The sequence below is a fragment of the Leifsonia sp. NPDC056665 genome, from assembly GCF_042791795.1.
Classification (GTDB): Bacteria; Actinomycetota; Actinomycetes; order Actinomycetales; family Microbacteriaceae; genus Leifsonia.
This window is the reverse complement of sequence record NZ_JBHTXK010000023.1, coordinates 37674-55175: the sequence shown is the minus strand read 5'-3', so window position 1 is coordinate 55175 and position 17502 is coordinate 37674. Positions and strand designations below refer to the sequence as shown.

The 17502-nt window shown below is 69.2% G+C and carries 18 protein-coding genes; 12 read left to right on the top strand and 6 right to left on the bottom strand.

Features of this window, described 5'->3' with window-relative positions:
• Positions 1-346: 346 nt before the first annotated feature.
• Positions 347-766 carry a hypothetical protein gene (locus ACFQ9V_RS17540; RefSeq protein ID WP_382460403.1) on the bottom strand — a complete coding sequence of 140 codons (420 nt, stop codon included), beginning with the start codon at positions 764-766 and terminating at the stop codon, positions 347-349.
• Positions 767-931: 165 nt separating this feature from the next.
• Here ACFQ9V_RS17540 and ACFQ9V_RS17535 point away from each other — a divergent pair, with 165 nt between their 5' ends.
• Positions 932-1690 (top strand): PASTA domain-containing protein, encoded by a 759-nt coding sequence (locus ACFQ9V_RS17535; RefSeq protein WP_382460402.1) that lies wholly within the window; start codon positions 932-934, stop codon positions 1688-1690.
• Between the two features lie 95 nt (positions 1691-1785).
• Here ACFQ9V_RS17535 and ACFQ9V_RS17530 read toward each other — a convergent pair whose 3' ends face one another.
• Both ACFQ9V_RS17530 and ACFQ9V_RS17525 read right to left on the bottom strand, forming a co-directional pair.
• Positions 1786-2451, bottom strand: coding sequence for a DUF1269 domain-containing protein (locus ACFQ9V_RS17530; protein ID WP_382460401.1), 666 nt, complete (start codon positions 2449-2451; stop codon positions 1786-1788).
• A 152-nt stretch (positions 2452-2603) separates the two neighbouring features.
• Positions 2604-3044 carry a CGNR zinc finger domain-containing protein gene (locus tag ACFQ9V_RS17525; RefSeq protein ID WP_382460400.1) on the bottom strand — a complete coding sequence of 147 codons (441 nt, stop codon included), beginning with the start codon at positions 3042-3044 and terminating at the stop codon, positions 2604-2606.
• An 86-nt stretch (positions 3045-3130) separates the two neighbouring features.
• Here ACFQ9V_RS17525 and ACFQ9V_RS17520 point away from each other — a divergent pair, with 86 nt between their 5' ends.
• Genes ACFQ9V_RS17520 through ACFQ9V_RS17510 form a run of 3 tightly spaced genes read left to right on the top strand, consistent with a single transcriptional unit; the run spans position 3131 to position 5627 of the window.
• The gene (locus ACFQ9V_RS17520; protein WP_382460399.1) at positions 3131-4003 is read left to right on the top strand and encodes an alpha/beta fold hydrolase; all 873 of its coding nucleotides are present in this window, start codon (positions 3131-3133) and stop codon (positions 4001-4003) included.
• On the top strand, positions 4000-4611 hold the full coding sequence (locus ACFQ9V_RS17515; RefSeq protein WP_382460398.1) for an NAD(P)H-dependent oxidoreductase: 612 nt from the start codon (positions 4000-4002) through the stop codon (positions 4609-4611). Before ACFQ9V_RS17520 ends, ACFQ9V_RS17515 begins: the two co-directional genes overlap by 4 nt.
• Positions 4608-5627 (top strand): transporter, encoded by a 1020-nt coding sequence (locus tag ACFQ9V_RS17510; protein WP_382460397.1) that lies wholly within the window; start codon positions 4608-4610, stop codon positions 5625-5627. The genes ACFQ9V_RS17515 and ACFQ9V_RS17510 overlap by 4 nt, the downstream gene beginning before the upstream one ends.
• 34 nt (positions 5628-5661) lie before the next feature.
• Here ACFQ9V_RS17510 and ACFQ9V_RS17505 read toward each other — a convergent pair whose 3' ends face one another.
• The 3 genes from ACFQ9V_RS17505 to ACFQ9V_RS17495 all read right to left on the bottom strand — a co-directional run bounded on the left by ACFQ9V_RS17505 (position 5662) and on the right by ACFQ9V_RS17495 (position 8465).
• A complete protein-coding gene (locus ACFQ9V_RS17505) occupies positions 5662-6294 on the bottom strand; it encodes an NADPH-dependent F420 reductase (RefSeq protein WP_382460396.1) in 633 nt (210 codons plus the stop codon).
• A gap of 14 nt (positions 6295-6308) precedes the next feature.
• Entirely contained in the window at positions 6309-7607 is a 1299-nt protein-coding gene (gene melA / locus ACFQ9V_RS17500) for an alpha-galactosidase (RefSeq protein ID WP_382460395.1), read from the bottom strand.
• Between the two features lie 99 nt (positions 7608-7706).
• Complete coding sequence (locus tag ACFQ9V_RS17495) at positions 7707-8465, bottom strand: DeoR/GlpR family DNA-binding transcription regulator (RefSeq protein WP_382460394.1); 759 nt, start codon at positions 8463-8465, stop codon at positions 7707-7709.
• 195 nt (positions 8466-8660) lie between these two features.
• On the opposite strand from ACFQ9V_RS17495, the gene ACFQ9V_RS17490 reads away from it, so the two are divergent.
• From ACFQ9V_RS17490 to ACFQ9V_RS17455, 8 genes are read left to right on the top strand one after another with little or no spacing between them, the layout of a single operon-like run.
• Positions 8661-9986, top strand: a complete 1326-nt coding sequence (locus tag ACFQ9V_RS17490; RefSeq protein ID WP_382460393.1) for an ABC transporter substrate-binding protein — start codon at positions 8661-8663, stop codon at positions 9984-9986.
• Positions 9987-10029: 43 nt separating this feature from the next.
• Entirely contained in the window at positions 10030-10980 is a 951-nt protein-coding gene (locus ACFQ9V_RS17485; protein ID WP_382460392.1) for a carbohydrate ABC transporter permease, read from the top strand.
• Positions 10980-11813, top strand: a complete 834-nt coding sequence (locus ACFQ9V_RS17480; protein WP_382460391.1) for a carbohydrate ABC transporter permease — start codon at positions 10980-10982, stop codon at positions 11811-11813. Before ACFQ9V_RS17485 ends, ACFQ9V_RS17480 begins: the two co-directional genes overlap by 1 nt.
• Positions 11810-13165 (top strand): hypothetical protein, encoded by a 1356-nt coding sequence (locus ACFQ9V_RS17475; RefSeq protein WP_382460390.1) that lies wholly within the window; start codon positions 11810-11812, stop codon positions 13163-13165. Before ACFQ9V_RS17480 ends, ACFQ9V_RS17475 begins: the two co-directional genes overlap by 4 nt.
• Positions 13162-14040: a class II fructose-bisphosphate aldolase gene (locus ACFQ9V_RS17470; protein WP_382460389.1), complete on the top strand. Its 879-nt coding sequence runs from the start codon at positions 13162-13164 to the stop codon at positions 14038-14040. The genes ACFQ9V_RS17475 and ACFQ9V_RS17470 overlap by 4 nt, the downstream gene beginning before the upstream one ends.
• On the top strand, positions 14037-15368 hold the full coding sequence (locus ACFQ9V_RS17465; RefSeq protein ID WP_382460388.1) for a D-tagatose-bisphosphate aldolase, class II, non-catalytic subunit: 1332 nt from the start codon (positions 14037-14039) through the stop codon (positions 15366-15368). The genes ACFQ9V_RS17470 and ACFQ9V_RS17465 overlap by 4 nt, the downstream gene beginning before the upstream one ends.
• The gene (locus tag ACFQ9V_RS17460) at positions 15361-16533 is read left to right on the top strand and encodes an SIS domain-containing protein (RefSeq protein ID WP_382460387.1); all 1173 of its coding nucleotides are present in this window, start codon (positions 15361-15363) and stop codon (positions 16531-16533) included. Before ACFQ9V_RS17465 ends, ACFQ9V_RS17460 begins: the two co-directional genes overlap by 8 nt.
• Positions 16530-17501 (top strand): BadF/BadG/BcrA/BcrD ATPase family protein, encoded by a 972-nt coding sequence (locus ACFQ9V_RS17455; RefSeq protein WP_382460386.1) that lies wholly within the window; start codon positions 16530-16532, stop codon positions 17499-17501. The genes ACFQ9V_RS17460 and ACFQ9V_RS17455 overlap by 4 nt, the downstream gene beginning before the upstream one ends.
• The last annotated feature ends 1 nt before the right edge of the window (position 17502 follow it).

The following is a 17502-nucleotide window of genomic DNA, read 5'->3' as shown; positions in this document are numbered from 1 at the left end:
ATCGACCACACGGAGCCCTCGCAGGCCAAACCCCCTACGAGCGACTCAAGCAGAAAACACAGGACCCGCTGTCATAGGCCTCCGTCAGTTGCACACATCACATTGGGCGCGGGTTCTTTCGTTTGCCCACGTTTTGCCCACAACCGTACGTGACTCTAAGTGACTCTACGTGATCATGCGTGACCCAAATCAATCGACTGACCAGCGATTTAACCCGCGTGCCCTGAGATTTCAAGGGTGGGGATCGGGTTCAAATCCCACCGGTACCACCACGTGCAAGCCCCCGCGATCCCCGTGTTTACAAGGGATGCGGGGGTTTTCGCTTTCCCGGAACGCGCTCGAAGCGCTATGCGCCGCTGGCCCTCGACGTCTGCCTGACCCACTCCGAGATCTGTTTCTCTCCCGCCGGAGGCGCGTCGGTGAAGCCGTTCAGCTGGACTTCGAACTCTGCGTGATCCGGCAGCGTCGTCTTCACCCACGTTCCACCGGAGCATGCCGCCCCGGAGCCTTCTTTCGTCCCGTCGGTGTACGCCAGGCAGAACTGAAGATCGCCGGTCGTCGCCTTCACCAAATAGAAGCTGTGACCGTCGGCTTGACCCTGGTACCGGGACGTGGACGTGTCGCCGCTGATCGGGATGTCGGAGAACACGGCAGGAAGCTCGTCCCCGGCCTTTCGTTCTCCGTCGAACGGCGACGGCGGGGAGACGCAACCGCTCAACGTGAACACAGCCAATGCGAGCACACCAACTGCCGCGAACCGCTTCATCCGTTCCCCCTTCGCAGGATCGTAACAGCCGGGATGTCAGTGACACAGATCTCCGTTTCTCCGAGCCTCCTGGGCATCCCTCCCGAATACTGCGCGCGAGGCGTACTGTCTCCGCGGACGGCTGGCGATACGCCCGTCGCGTCGATCATCGGCAGAGAAGAGAGAATGGTGGGCAGGCACATCGCGCGGGGCGGCGGACTGCGCCGAGTCGGCGATGTGGTCGTCGGACACCCCTTCCGGGCCGGCGCGGTCGTGACCGGCGCGCTGGTGGCGGCGCTGGTCGTCACGCCCCTGGTGACGGCGGACCTGGTGCCGGCGCCCGCCCGATCACAGTCGTCAGCGCCTGGTGCGACTGCCGTCGTCGCCCTGTCCGTGCCGAACGTGATCGGCCTCTCGGAGCCCCGCGCCACGGATACCTTGCGTGCGCGCGGGTTCTCGACACAGTCCCGCACCGAGCCGGGAGCGTCCGCGACGGGCGGGACGGACTACGTCGTGACGCGGCAGTCTCCGGGCGCGGGATCGCATGTGGCGAAGGGAACGACGATCGCCCTGACCGTCGCCCCGGCAGGGACCATTGTCTCGACGCCTCCCCAGAATGCGAGCGCCCCGACGGGCCCGGGAACCGTCTCGGCGCCGGCCGCGTCGGGTATCACGCCCGCGACGGGCGGAGCCGGGGGCACCGGCGGGGCCGGAAATGCAGGCGGAGCCGGAGGTACCGGCGGGGCCGGTAGTGGTGGCGCCGCGCCTGCCTCACCGGCGCCGGCACCCGCTACGCAGCCGCCGGCGGTCCCGCAGCCGGCGCCGCCGGTCACACCACCGCCGGTCGTCCACGCGCCGACGCCGCCGTTGCCTTCCTTGCCGCTTCCGAAGCTTCCGGTCTTGCCTCTCGGTGTCGTCACCGGCTTCCTCCGCGGGATCGTCTAGTCGCCGCGTCGAACTGATCTGACCGCTGCTCATCAGAACGGCACGGCGGGAACCGTGCCGTTCTGGGAGCCCGAATGCGGCTCCGCGCTGCCGGTCTACTTCTTGTCGGGGGAGTCGCTCTCTGTGGCAGACGGTGCATCGGCCGCGGCACCGGCGTCGGCCGCGGCACCGGCGTCGGCCGCGCTGTCCCCATCTTTGCCCGCTGCCTTGATGTCCGCCGCGGCGGCGTCGTCGACGGCTTTCTCCACGATGCGGTCGGCCTTCTCGAGCGCCTTGCGGATCTTCACCTCGCCGGGGTCGGAGACGAGTGCGATGATGCCGGAGTGGCCGGGCTGGATCGCATCCTCGAGCTCCTTCGCCAGCTCCTTCTTGTGGTGACGCTCACGCAGCTTGCCGAAGAGGCCGCCGCCTGCGCCCACGACGAGGGCGCTGCCGATGATCGAAGGCGGGAACAGGACACCCAGGACGGCGCCGCCGACAGCGCCCCACGCGAGGCCCTCGCGGGTGCTGTGGTCGGTGGCCTTGTGCACTTCGAGCTTGCCGTCCACGTTCCGTCTGACGACGACGACTCCGTCGATCTTGACCGTCGCGCCGTCCTCGACCGTCTTGAGTGCTTCGTACGCCTCCAGTGCGACGTCGGTGTCCGCGAAATCGGCGGCGATCAGCGTGTAGGCGCCGTCGCTGATGCCCGCAGCCTGCACGCTGACGGCCCCGTCGTCCGCGCCGGTGTCGTCGGCGGGAGTGGATGTTGCATCGGTCATGTCGGGTCTCCTTAAAGGGCGGTATCTGCCGTTCGGCCGCCAGTATAGGAGGGCGCTTCGGTCGCGGCTATGCCTGATCCAGGGCCTTCAGCGGTGCCGTCGCAGGTGAACCGGCTCAGCTCGGCGGGGCGCAGGTCGCGGCGGCCGGGAGGCTACAGCGAGGCCCCCGAGTGGCGCGCCTGGAAGCGGCGGGCCTTCATGCGGTTTCCGCACGAGGCCATCGAGCACCACCTGGCCGTGTTGGGCTTGCTGTGGTCGATCAGGAACTTGTTGCACTCGGGGTTGCCGCACGGGCGCAGCCGGCCCGGCATCTCCGTGGTCACTCGCGACCATTCGAGAACGATCTCGGCCAGGGGCATGCGGTCGGCCGGTCCGGTGAGGGTCCAGTGGACTCCCTCCGCGTCGATCGATGGACGCTTGCTGAAGCCCGTGAGGTAGGGCGCCAGGACGGACGGCTCCGCCTCTTCGAGAATGACGCGTCGAAGGTCCTCACGCAGTCGGCGGAGGCCCACGTCGGTCAGCGTCTCGGTGACGACGCCGTCGATGACGGGGGCGCTGTTCAGCAGCATCAAGAACTCATCTTCGCGAATCACCTAACCACTATACCGCAGTTGACAAGTTAGTCTCAACGCCGTAACCTGACGCACGAAACCAACTAAATAATCTTTAGGAGTTAGTCATGGTTCGCACGCATCACCGTTACGCCGAGGTCGAGGGGCGCACCGTCTTCTATCGCGAGGCCGGTGACCCTGGGCTCCCCGCATTCGTGCTCTTGCATGGAGCCCCCGCCTCGTCGTACATGTTCCGCGAACTCATTCCCCTGCTCGCCGAGCGCTTCCACGTCATCGCTCCCGACTACATCGGCTTCGGGCTGTCCGATGCTCCGGGCGTCGCCGAGTTCAGCTACACCTTCGACCGCCTCACCGACATCACCGAGGGCCTCTTGTCGACGCTCGGCGTGAGCAGCTTCGCGCTGTACGTGCAGGACTACGGAGCCCCGGTCGGCTGGAGGCTCTTCCTGCGCGACCCCGAGCGCATCACTGCGATCGTCTCCCAGAACGGCAACGGCTACGAGGAGGGGTTCGTCGACAGCTTCTGGGCGCCGCTCTGGCGCTACGCGGCCGACCGGAACCCGGCCGATGAGGCTCTTCTGCGCGACTCGCTGACCCTGGAGAAGATCCACTGGCAGTACACTCACGGCCTGGCCGACCCGAGCGTCGTGGCGCCCGATTCGTGGCTCCACGATGTCGCCCAGGTCAACCGCCCCGGAAACGCCGAGGTGCAGCTCGCGCTCTACGCCGACTACCCCACCAACCGCGATCTCTACCCGCTCCTGCACGAAGCGTTGCGCGCGAGCGCGGTGCCGCTCCTGGCCGTGTGGGGTGGGAACGACGAGATCTTCGGTCCCGCGGGCGCCCGCGCGTTCACCACCGATCTGCCGGATGCGCGCGTCGAGCTGCTCGACGGCGGCCACTTCCTCCTCGAGTCGCACCTCGAACAGGTCGCCGCTCACATTCTGAGCTTCGTCGACAGTCGGGCGGTGAACGCGTGAGCGATCGACACGAATCGACCAGGAGGACTGCCCTGATCGTCGGGCACCCCGACCTGGCCGCCTCACGTCTCAGCGCTGCCCTGACGGCGGAGGCTGCGGACATCCCCTCCGTGGACGTCCGCATCCTGGCCGACCTCTATCCCGGAGGCGTCGCCGAGGCCATCGCCGAGCAGGCCGCCCTCTCGCGGGTGGACGACGTGGTCCTTCTCTATCCCACGTACTGGTACTCGATGCCCGGGCTGCTGAAGAATTGGCTGGACACCGTCATGATGCGCGGCTGGGCCTACGGCACGGGCGCACCTGGCGCGTTGGCGGGGAAGACGCTGCGCGTCGTCACGACGACCGGAGGGAGTGAGACCGGATACCGTCCGGGAGAGTTGCACAGCTACGAATACGACACCATCCTCGCCCCGCTCCGGGCCACGGCGCACCGGCTCGGGATGCGCTCGCGTGCTCCGTTGGTCGTCCACGGAGTGCGCGACATCGACGACGAGATGCTCACCGAACTGAGTCACCACTTCGGCGAGGTCCTCAGCGGTCGGGCCGAACCTGACGTGAGACCCGCGAACGAGGCAGCCGTCGAGCTCGAGACGATGGTGCTCCGATGAGCTCCGCACAGCGCATCCCGCTCAACACCCTGGCGATCGCTTTCGGCCTCGCCGGGCTGGCCGCGGTCTGGACGGTCGCCGGCCAGCTCCTTGGCGTGCCGGAATTCATCGGGCAGGGGCTCTGGGTGGTGGCCGCGATCGCCTGGATCTGGCTGATCGTCGCGCACCTGCGGCGCGGAGCGCGCAGCGACGAGTCGCTGGGCCAGCAACTGCAGCATCCTGCGCAGGGCCCCATCGCGGCGTTAGTGCCCGTGGTCGGGATGCTGCTCGGAGCCGACCTGTACCGGTTCGTTCCGCTCGCCGGCGAGATCCTCGTGATCGCCTCGATCGCGGTCGCAGCGATCTTCGCCGGGTGGATACTGGCCTACTGGCACCGCGGAAGCCTCCCGCCGGAGGCCTTCCACGGCGGCTACCTGCTGCCCACTGTGGCGGCCGGACTCATCGCGGCCACCACGTCGTCCAAGATCGGTTTGCCCGCCCTGGCGATCGGGGCGTTCGCCGTCGGAGTGTTCTTCTGGATCGTCGTCTCCACCGTGCTGCTCGCCCGGCTGGCGTTCTTCGCGCCGCTGCCGGACGCGCTCACCCCGACATGCGCCATCCTGCTCGCCCCTCCCGCCGTCGCCGGCACGGCGTGGTTCACCATCAACGGCGAGCACGCGGACGTCGTCTCGATGGCACTGCTCGGTCTGCTCGTTCTGATGGCACTCCAGCAGGTGGCCCTCATTCCGCGGTACCGACGCCTCACCTTCACCCTGGGATTCTGGTCGTTCACATTCCCGGTCGCGGCCGCGGGCGGATACGGGGCGGAGTGGGCGGCGGTCGCTGCCTTCCCCGGCTGGCAACTCGTCGCGTGGCTGCTGGTGGCTCTCGTCACGGGCGTCATCCTCGCCGTGGCGGCGCGCTCCGTCGTGCTCGTCACGAGCGTGCGTCGCGGCGCCCGTCGAGCTGAAATCGCCTTGCGCCATGCCGACAACGCGGTGGAGACCGGAGCGCTTCACGCAGGAAGAACACCATGACGACGTCTCCGATAGTCGAACGGTGCAGCCGCCCTCACTCCTCGCCCTGGACCACGATCCGGAACCCGACCACGCGCGCGAACCCGCGCTCCACGAGGTCGACCTCGAACCCGGCCAGTGCCTCCAGGTGACGGGAGACCCGGAGCGGCCCCACGTCGACCGGCTCCGCGTCGAGCTGCCGGACCAGACCGGCGACCACTTCCTTGGCGATCCGGTCGTCGGAGGCCAGGAACACCTGGACCGGGCCCGACGGCTCGTGCGAGCTTTCGGTGAGCCGCTCGGCGTAGACGGTGTTGAACGCCTTGACGACCCTGGCTCCGGGCGCAGCGGCGGCCACGCGCTCGCCGAGGGAGGCGGTGCCCGCGTACCTGCTCTCGTAGGCGGGCGGGTCGATCGGGTTGTTGAGGTCGATCACGACGACACCGTCGAGCGCGTCGGCGAGGGACGCCACGATCGGAAACACTTCGGTGTCGTGGAGGGCGATCACGACGACGTCGGACCGGGCTGCCTCCTCGTAGTCCGTCCCTCCGGCCGCGCCGAGGCGCTCGCTGAGCCGCCGCGCGCGGTCCGGGTCCCTGGAGCCGATGACCACGTCGTGCCCGGCGCGCGTCCACCCGGCGCCGAGAGCCGCGGTCATCGACCCGGTGCCCAGGATGCCGATTCTCACGCGTGCACTCTCCTTCAGGACAGGCGGAGAGCCTCGGGGATGAGGTCGCCGTGCGCCACCAGCAGCTCGTCGCACATGCTCCGGATGTCGTCGAGCCCGAGCGTCGCCGCGGTGTTGGGGTCGAGCATCGCGGCGTGGTAGACGTGCTCGCGGTCGCCCTCGAGCACAGCCTTGACGGTCAGCTCGACGACGTTGAGGAAGGTGCGGTTCAGCGCGACCAGCTGAGGCGGCAGGGCGCCGACGGCCTGCGGGTGCAGGCCGTCGGCGTCGACGATCGCGGGGACCTCCACGCAGCACTCGGCAGGGAGGTCGTCGATCAGTCCGTCGTTCATCACGTTCACGTACAGGCCGGCCGGAGCGCCGGTGACGTGCGCCCGGATGAACTCGGACGCCATCTCCGAGGTCGGCTGCAGGTCGAGGGCGCCCTCCGCCTGCAGCGTCGCGAGCGTCTCGTCGAACTCCTCGATGTTCTGCTCGGAGCGGGTGAGGTATTCGCCGACCGGGATGCGGAAGCGCTCGATGTCCTGGTCGCGGCGCATCAGCCACGGCACGTACTCCGCGCTGTGCTCGCTCGACTCGGTCGGGAAGTAGCCGAAGCGCCGGAAGAGCTCCACCCGGACGCGACGCTGAAGCTCCGGGTCGCCGTCGACCACCTCGCGCAGCCGCGGGTAGAGGTCCTGTCCGTCGCGCTCGAAGCGGAGGACGAACGCCTGGTGGTTGAAGCCGGCGGTCTCGAAGACGATCTCGTCCTCCGGCACCCCGACGAGCTCGGCGAGCTGGCGGTGGGTGTCGCGGACGGAGTGGCAGAGGCCGACGACGCGCGAGAACGCGGTGCCGGCGGTGACGGCCCAGGGCAGCATGGCCATCGGGTTGCTGTAGTTGAGCAGGTACGCGTCCGGGGCGACCTCCGCGAGGTCGTCCCCGATGCCGGTGAGCACGGGGATGGTGCGCAGCCCGCGGAAGATGCCGCCGATGCCGATGGTGTCGCCGATGGTCTGGCGGAGGCCGTAGCGCGCCGGGATGTCGAAGTCCGTGCGGGTGGCGCGGTAGCCGCCGACCTGGATCTCGTTGACGACGTAGTCGGCGTCGGCCACGGCGGTGCGGCGGTCGAGGCTGGAGGTGACACGCGCGTCCGCGCCGAGCTGGGCGCTGATGCGCTTCGCCAGGGCGTCGGCGTAGCCGAGCCGTTCAGCGTCGATGTCGTGGAGGGACAGCTCGAACTGGCCCTGCAACTCGGGGAAGCTGCAGAGATCGGTGACGACGTTACGCGTGAACTCGACGCTTCCCGCGCCGATGAAGGCTACTTTGACCATTCGGCCAATATTGCACGAACTGCGCATTTCGCACAATTCATGCGCACGAATACCGCGCAGAACTGCGCGTTTCTGAAGTTCGGACAGACTGGCCCGCATTCAGGCGCAGATCACGCGGCAGCCGAGGCGCTGGATCGCGTCGACGGCGGACTGCGGCGCCCTGGTGTCCGTGATCAGCACGTCCACCTCCGACATCGAGCACACGCTCGCCAGCGCGACGCGGCCGATCTTCGTGGCGTCCGCGAGCACGACGGTCATGCGCGAGCGGTTGCACATCACGCCGTTGACGCGTGCGCCGATCGGGTCGTAATTGGTGCAGCCGGCCTGGGTGTCGACGCCGTCGACGCCGAGGAACGACACGTCGATGTTGTACTCCATGAGGAACGACTCCGCGCTCGGGCCGACGACCTCCTGGCTGCTGCTGCGCACCTCCCCGCCCGCCGCGAACACGCGCAGACCCGGGTTGCTCACCAGGCTGCTCGCGATGTTCAAGGCGTTCGTGACGACGGTGAGCCCGCGGCGTCCCATCAGCTGCCGGGCGAACTCGTTGGTCGTGGTCCCCCCGGTCAGGCCGACGACGCGCGCCCCGTCGAGGAAGGTGAGGGCGCTGCGGGCGATGCGCTGCTTCTCCGCCGAGTCCTGGGAGGTCTTGAAGCCGAGCGGGAGGTCGTTGAAGGCCACGTGGGTCGTCGCCCCGCCGCGTGTGCGGCTCACCAGCTGCTGCTCCTCGAGGTATTCGAGGTCGCGCCGGATGGTCGCCTCCGAGACGTCGAACTGCACAGCGAGGTCGGGCACCTCCATCGAGACGTTGTCGACGATGGAGGACACGATGTGGTGGAGTCTCTCTTTGCGCTGCACACTCGAACTATATCGAATGAGCAAGAACGATGTGCGCAAAATCACTTTTAATCGCGATTCTTGTTCATTTGGGCAAATCAGCCGATTTTTTGCACGAGTTTTTTGCAATTGCGCGCATCGCGTGTAATGGTTGCCCGAATCGCGTGTCGCTCAGCACCGCCGCTGACACGCTCCCATCGCCCTAGGAGGAGCACCATGACGCTCAAGCCCAGACGCCACACACGAAACGCAGTCCTCGCCGGCGCCGTCGCCCTCGGACTCGCGTTGACCGGATGCACCGGCGGCACTGCCGGTGGATCGCCCCAGACCAAGGGCGCGACCATCACCGTCGCGTGGATGAACCCGGCGCCGCCCAAGGCCGCGCTCGACGCCTTCACCAAGAGCACTGGCATCACGGTCAAGTGGACCAGCATCGACTGGGACAGCCTGCAGACCAAGATCGCCGCCGCCGCGACCTCGAAGACGTACTTCGCCGACGTCACCGACGTCGACTGGTCCCGCGTCGGTCAGCTGAGCAAGCTCGACTGGTTCTACCCGATCGACAACTACATCGACACGAAGAAGCTGAAGGCCGACATGCCTCAGCTCAGTTCGTTCCAGTCGGGCGGCAAGGTCATCGGCCTCCCGTTCGACTCCTCCTACATGGTGACCACGGTCAACAAGGAGCAGTTCGCGCAGGCGGGCATCACGACGATGCCGACCACGATGAGCGAGTACACCGACGACCTCAAGCAGATCAAGGCGAAGGGCGTCTCGAGCACGCCGCTCAACATCCCGTTCGCCGCCGCCGAAGGACTCTCGACCTACTGGTACGAGGCGACTGAGGCGTTCGGGGGCACCGTCCTCGACTCCCAGGGCAAGCCGCAGTTCACGAGCCCCGGCTCCGGCGGCTACAAGGCGGCGCAGTGGATGGTCGACAGCCTGAAGAACGGACTGGTCCCTGACGGCAACATCAACGTCACCGACTCGCAGGGCATGCAGAACCTGATGGCCAAGGGCGTGGTGTCCTCCACGTTCTCGGACTACTCGGGCAACGTGGGCAGCCTGTACGACGTGCCGGCCACGTCCACCGTCACCGGCAAGACGGTGTACATCCCGACCCCGGGTGTGGACGGCGTCACCAGCAACCTCGGAAACCCCGACGGCATCGGCATCCCCAAGGCGGCCAAGTACCCTGCGGCGGCGGCCAAGTTCATCGAGTGGATCACGGCCTCGCAGAACCAGGCCGACTTCGCCGGCGCGAGCGGCCCGTCCAAGGTGATGCCCAACTACCCGACGCCGTCGCGGCTCTCGGCCATGAAGATCCTCACCCAGAACGGTCAGCTCGCGCAGGGCGCCGTGCTCAGCGACCTCCTCGCGAAGTCCAAGCCGGTGTTCGCCGCCGGAGCGCCGTCCTGGTACCCGGAGTTCTCGCGCTCGGCGAGCACCAACCTGCACGCCGCCGCGGTCGGCAGCATGAGCGTGGAGGCGGCCATCAAGGCGATCGCGGCACAGGCCACGAAGCTGTCGAACGGTTCGTGAGAGAAGGCACCATGAAAGCACCGATCATGAGCGACGAGCGCCGATGAGCGTCGACGTCGCATCCCCCAGCCGGCCGGGCACCACCCGGCCGGCGCCGGGGCCGGGCGGAGGGCGCTCCCGGCTCGTCCGCCGGCTCGACTTCCTGCCCTACGTCCTGGTGGCGCCGCTGGCGGTGTTCATCATCGGCCTGGCGCTCGTGCCCGCGGGCATCACCCTGGTCGAGGCGTTCTTCAAGATCCAGCCGCTGAACCCGCCGGACCGCTTCACCGGGCTGGGCAACTTCTTCGCCCTGTTCTCCGACCCGGGGATCATCGCGAGCATGGGCAACACCGTGCTCTACGTGATCATCGGCGTCGCACTCTCGACGGTGCTCGGCATCGTCTTCGCGGTGACGCTGCAGAAGCCGTTCCGCGGCCGTTCCGTGCTCGTCGCGATCCTGATCCTGCCCTGGGCTCTGCCCGGCGTGGTGGAGGGCATCGTCTGGACCGGTATCTGGGACAGCAACAACGGGCTCCTGAACAGCGTGCTGTCGTCGCTGCACCTGATCGACCACTACCAGGTGTTCCTCGGCCAGAACCAGTTCGTCACGATCCTGGCGATCGAGCTGGTGCAGGTCTGGCAGATCACGCCGCTGTCGGCGCTCCTGGTGCTCGCCTCGCTGCAGAACATCCCCGGTGAGCTCTACGAGGCAGCGTCGCTCGACGGCGCCACCGGCTGGAAGATGTTCACGCGGATCACGCTGCCGCTGGCCCGGCCGGGCATCGCCATCGCCATGGTGCAGGCCGTGATCGCGACGCTCAACGTGTTCGACCAGCCGTACGTGCTCAACGGCGCGGCGGCCACCGGTTCGTCGGTCACGATGCAGACCTACTTCATCAGCTTCCAGAACCTCGACTTCGGTCAGGGCTATGCGCTGTCCCTGCTCATCACGCTGGCCACGCTGATCGTCTCGCTCGGCGTCGTGAGGCTCGTCTACCGTCCCGTGGAGTTCTGATGCGCCGACGCTCAATCGCACGCCCGCTCGGCGTCGCCTTCATCCTGGTCTGGACCCTGCTGCCGCTGTACTGGGTGCTCAACACGAGCCTGCAGACCGACGCGCAGATCAGCGCGAAGCCGGCCAACTACCTCCCGCCGACGCCGTCGATCCAGAACTACATCACCTTGCTCGGCGGCAGCGGCGACCTGTCGGACTCCATCCGCCAGTCGATGCTGAACATCTTCATCGAGTGCACGGCGGCGACCATCGTGACGGTCGTGCTGGCCACGCTCGCGGCCTACGCCTTCGCCCGCATGAAGTTCCGCGGACGCACCGTGCTGTTCTACGCGGTGCTCGCGACCATGGCCTTCCCGGCCTACGCGACCCTGATCCCGCTGTACCAGATGATGACCGGCCTCGGCCTGGTCAACACCTACACGGGGATCGTGCTGGTCTACGTCTCCGGCTTCCTGCCGCTCGCGACCTGGATCCTCTACAACTACATGAGCAGCCTGCCGATCGCGCTCGAGGAGGCCGGCCAGGTCGACGGCGCGAGCCGGATGCGGGTTCTCTGGCACGTGGTGCTTCCGCTGGCCCGGCCCGGCATCGTGTCGGTCGCCATCATCACCTTCCTGTCGGCGTGGGCGCAGTTCCTCTTTCCCCTCGTGCTCTCCAGCGACCTCTCCACCCAGCCGCTGACGGTCGTCATCGCAGCGCTGCAGGGGCGCCACACCGTGCCCTACTCGCTGATGAGCGCGGCCGGCGTCATCGCCGTGGCGGTGCCCGCCGCCATCGCCGTGCTGCTCAACCGGTACATCGTGAGCGGACTCCTCACCGGGAGCGTCAAATGAGCACGGAGCGACCACGGGAGGCGTTCGTCCTCATCGGCGCAGGGAGCACCGTGTTCACGCCGGGACTGCTCAGCGACCTCGCGAGCTCGCGCACGTTCGACGACGTCGAGGTGCGTCTGGTCGACGTGGTTCCGGAGGCCGCCGAGACGATGGCCCGCCTGGGTCGCCGCATCGCGGAGGCGGCCGGCTCGACCATGCGGGTGGAGGCCGCGACCGACCGCCGCGAGGCGCTGAAGGACGCGCGCTTCGTCGCGACGACCATCGCCGTCGGCTCGGCCGACGGGTGGCGAGCGGACCTCGACATCCCCGAGGCGCACGGCATCCACCAGACCGTCGGCGACAGCGTCGGCCCCGGCGGCGTGCTGCGCGCGCTGCGCCACGTGCCTGAGCTGGTCGCGATCGCGACCGACATCGCCGACGTGGCCCCAGCGGCGCAACTCATCAACTACAGCAACCCGCTCACGGCCAACGTGCGCGCCGTCAGCAAGCACACCGCCGTCAACGCGGTCGGGCTCTGCCACGGCACCATGCACACCCGGGCGGCGCTCGCCGCCGACCTCGCCGGTCTCGGCATCGACCCGGACACGGTGAGCGCCCGCTTCGCGGGGCTGAACCACCTCGGCTGGCTGCTCGACATCCGCTCGGGGTCGCGCGACCTGTACCCGCAGCTCCGGGAGCTGGTGGAGGCGCGCGCCGGCGGCCGCGAGGCCCCGGCCTCCCGCCGCGAAGGCGTGCAGTCCGCCGTCTCGGCCGACCTGATGAGCACCTTCGGCCTGTACCCCGCGCCGGGCGACCGGCACGTGTCCGAGTTCTTCCCCGGCTATCTGGCCTTCAGCCAGGACGGCGAGCTCGGTTGGGGTCTGCAGGGCGGTCAGGATATGACAAGGGAGTACATCGACGAGAAGGGCCGGCTCTGGGACTCGCTGCGGGCCCAGGCCGACGGCAGCGAGCCGCTCGCGCCCTCCCGCAACCAGGAGGCGGAGCGCCTGGTGGCGATCGCCGAGGCCCTTCGCACGGGGAGCGAGCACGTCGAGCTCGCGGTGAACGTGCCGAACCGCGGCGCGATCGGGAACCTTCCCCCCGAGGCGGTCGTCGAGGTGCCCGCCGTCGTCGGCGCGCACGGCATCCAGCCGGTCTCGGTCGGACGCCTCCCCGAGGCGATCGCCGCGGTGCTCACCGCTCGGGCGCACCAGCAGGAGCTGACCGTCGAAGCCGCCGTCACCGGCGCGCGGGACGTCGCGCTGCAGGCGCTGACGCTCGACCCGCTGGTGCCCGACGCCGGGACCGCCCGCCGGATCCTCGACGACGCGGTCGCCGCCGATCCGTCGCACTACGATCGGTTCGCCGCATGAGCCGGGCGACCACCCGCGAGCTCGTCGACGACGCGGTCTCCCGCAGCGGCGCAGTGCTCGCGTTCAACGTGATCACGCTCGAGCACGCGGAGGGCATCGTCACGGGGGCGGAGGCGGCAGGCGCCCCGGTGCTCCTGCAGTTCAGCGAGAACGCGATTCGATTCCACGGCGGCCGGTTCGCCCCGCTGCTGGCAGCGTGCGACCGGCTGGCGGACGAGAGCGCCGTTCCGGTGAGCCTCCACCTCGACCACATCCAGGATGCCGAGCTCGCCGAGCAGCTCATCCTGCGAGCGGGGGATGTCGGTGCGACCTCCATCATGGTCGACGAGGCCCACCACGACTACGCGCAGAACGTCGCACGCACGCGCGCCTCGACCGAGCACGCGCACAGGCGCGGGCTGTGGGTGGAGGCCGAGCTCGGCGCGATCGGCGGCAAGGACGGCGCTCACGCGCGCGGCGTGAGGACCGACCCAGCCGAGGCCGCCTCGTTCGTGGCGGCGACCGGGGTCGACGCGCTCGCCGTGGCGGTCGGCTCGTCGCACGCGATGACGACGGCCGATGCCCAGCTGGACCTCGGGCTCATCTCCGAGCTGGCACGGGCGGTGCCGGTGCCGCTGGTGCTGCACGGCTCCTCCGGCGTCCCCGTGGAGATGCTCGCCGAGGCGATCTCTGCCGGCATCCGCAAGATCAATGTCGGTACAGCGCTGAACGTGGCTTTCACCGGCCGGGTCCGCTCGTTCCTCGACGCGGACTCCGCCGCGACCGACCCGCGCCGCTACCTGGCGCACGGCCGCGACGGCATCGCCGAGACCGTTGCCGCGCTCTGCGAACAGCTGATCGCGCCGATTCCGACCACCTTCGAGGGAGCACGATGACAGACCACCTGTGGGAGACGATCCGGCGGCACAAAGCCGGAGAACCGGCCGGCATCTACTCGATCTGCTCCGCGCATCCCGTCGTGCTGGAGGCGGCGATCGCCCAGGCCGCGGCCGACTCCAGCTATGTGCTGATCGAGGCGACCTCCAACCAGGTCGACCAGTTCGGCGGCTACACCGGGATGCGCCCCGCCGACTTCCGCGAGCTCGTCCACTCGATCGCCGACCAGCAGGGCTTCCCGCGCGAGCGCATCGTGCTCGGCGGCGACCACCTCGGACCCAACCGGTGGCAGAAGCTGCCCGCCGAGCAGGCCATGGCGAACGCCGACGCGCTCGTCGCCGCCTACGTCGAGGCCGGGTACACCAAGATCCACCTCGACTGCAGCATGTCGTGTGCGGGCGACCCGGTGCCGCTCGGCGACGACCTCGTCGCGTCCCGCAGCGCCCGGCTGCTCCGTGTCGCGGAGGACACGGCACGCAGCATCGGCCAGGAGGGCCGGCAACTCTACGTGATCGGCACCGAGGTGCCCGTCCCCGGCGGCGCGCACGAGACGCTCGGCGAGCTCACCCCGACCTCGCCGGAGGCCGCGCGCGAGACGCTCCGTCGCCACCGCGAGGCGTTCGAGGCGGTCGGCGTGCTCGACGTGTGGCCGCGGATCGTTGCGTTGGTCGTGCAGCCCGGGGTCGAGTTCGACCACCTCCAGGTCATCGACTACCGGCGCTCCCGCACCGAGGCGTTGCGCGGGGTCCTCGCCGACGAGCCGGGGATGGTCTTCGAGGCGCACTCGACCGACTACCAGCTGGAGTCACGGCTCAGCGAGCTGGTGGAGGACCACTGGGCGATCCTCAAGGTCGGCCCCGGTCTCACGTTCGCGATGAGGGAGGCGCTGTTCGCGCTCGCCGCCATCGAGGACGAGCTGGTCCCGTCCGCGGAGCGCTCGCACCTCGTCGAGGTGATCGAGCGGCGGATGCTCGCCGAGCCCGGCTACTGGCAGGGCTACTACGAGGGCGACGCCGACGAGCAGCGCATCGCCCGCCGCTACAGCTACAGCGACCGTCTGCGGTACTACTGGCCCGATCCCGAGATCGAGGAGGCCGAGGCGACGCTCTACGCGAACCTCTCCCGCCGGGCCGTGCCGCTCCCGCTGATCGGGCAGTTCCTGCCGGACCAGTACGTCCGGGTGCGCGCGGGCGAGCTCGAGCCGACGCCGCGCGCGCTGGTGCTCGACAAGATCCGCGACGCCCTCCGCCCGTATGCGGCCGCCACCATTCCCGTGCTCCGCACTCTGTCAACAACCGCAACGAACCAGGGGGAACTCCTTGTCTGAAACACGCTCTCTCACCACCGAACGCGTCGAGCGCGAAGGCGCACGGTTCACCATCGGCGAGATCAGCCACCAGCCCGAGGTGTGGCGCCAGGCCGCGGCGAACATCGCGGCCGACCGCAGCCGGCTGGACGAGTTCCTCGCGCCGCTGCTGGCGCGGCCCGACCTGCGCGTCGTCCTGACCGGCGCCGGCACGTCGGCGTTCGTCGGGGGCGTCGCGGCTCCCGAGCTGTCCCGCCTCCTCTCGCGGCGCATCGACGCGGTCGCGACGACGGACCTCGTGTCGAACCCGCGGGAGTTCCTTGCCGAGGACGTCCCCACCCTCCTGGTCTCGTTCGCCCGTTCGGGCAACAGCCCCGAGAGCGTCGCCGCGACCCGCCTGGCGGACGAGTGCCTCACCGACGTGAGCCACCTGATCGTCACCTGCGACCCCGAGGGACGGCTCAACCAGGAGCACCAGGGCCGCGAGCACTCGTACGTGCTGCTCATGCCGGCCGGGGCGAACGACCAGGGCTTCGCCATGACCTCCAGCTTCACCTCGATGCTGCTCTCCGTGCTGCTGGTGCTCGGCGGCGGCGACGCGCAGACGGTGCGGCCGCTGATCGGAGCGGCCGAGGGTGTGGTCGACGCAGGCTGGGACGCCATCGGCGACCTCGCCACGCTCGACTGCAACCGCGTCGTCTACCTGGGCAGCGGACCGCTGACGGCGCTCGCCCGGGAGTCGGCGCTCAAGCTACTGGAACTGACGGCCGGGCAGGTGATCAGCTACTACGACTCGGCGCTGGGCTTCCGGCACGGACCGAAGTCGGTGCTGGACGAGCGGACCCTCGTCGTCGTCTTCATCTCCTCCGACGAGTACACGCGCAAGTACGACCTCGACATCATCGCCGAGCTCCGCACCGCGCTCGACCCGGCGCGCGTCGTCGCGGTCGGCCCGGACGGCGTCGTCGCCGACGGCGACCGGCTGGTCGCGTTCGAGGGGCTCGACGGGCTGAACGACGCGTTCCTGGCGAGCGTGTACGTCGTCGTCGCGCAGATCCTGGGCCTGTCGTTCGCCCTCCGGGTCGGCACCACTCCCGACAACCCGTTCCCGGACGGCAACGTCAACCGCGTGGTGAAGGGCGTGCGGCTGCACCCGCTCGGCGAGGGCGGAAGCGGGGCCGCGTGAGCCGCTTCCTCGGCATCGACGGAGGCGGCACCAAGACCGCCTTCGTCCTGCTCGACTCCGCCGGCACCGTGGTCGCCCGCTCCCAGCAGCCGAGCAGCGACTACTACCGACTCGGGGTGGAGGCCGTGACGCGCACGCTTCAGGAGGGCGTCGACGACATCTGCAGGCAGGCCGGCATCGCCGCCGATCAGCTCGACTTCACCGTCGTGGGGATGCCGGGCTACGGGGAGGTCAGTGCCGACGTGCCGGTGCTCGACGGAGTCCCGCTGTCGGTGCTCGCCAGCGACCGCTACCTGTGCGTCAACGACATGGTGTGCGGCTGGGCCGGATCGCTGTGCGCGAGCGACGGCATCAACGTCGTCGGCGGCACCGGGTCGATGACCTACGGCGAGCGGAACGGCGCCGCCGTGCGCGTCGGCGGTTGGGGCGAGCTGTTCGGGGACGAAGGGTCGGGCTACTGGATCGCGACGCGCGGTCTCAACGCCTTCACGCGGATGAGCGACGGCCGCCTCCCGCGCGGGCCGCTGCACGAGCTGCTCCGGCAGCGGCTCGGCGTGCGGAACGACCTGGACACGATCGGCCTGGTGCTCACCGACTGGCAGAAGGAGCGCACCAGGATCGCCGCGCTGTCGACCACGGTCGCCGAGGCCGCCGCTGCCGGCGACGCCGTCGCCGCGCGCATCCTCGAGGACGCGGGCGCGGAGTTCGCCGAGCTGGTCGACAGCACCCGTCTCGCGCTCGGGTACCAGGACGGGGAGACGGTCGCCGTCTCCTACTCGGGAGGCGTGTTCCGCTCGGAGGCGGTGCTCGCGGCGTTCGGCCGTTCGCTCGACGGGCTGCACGACGGCTACGACCTCCGCGTCCCGATCTTCGAGCCGGACGTCGGCGCCGCGCTCTACGCCGCGAAGGTGTCGGGGAGCCCGCTGAGCGACGACGCGCTCGGCCGGATCCCGACCTCGACCTCCTGAA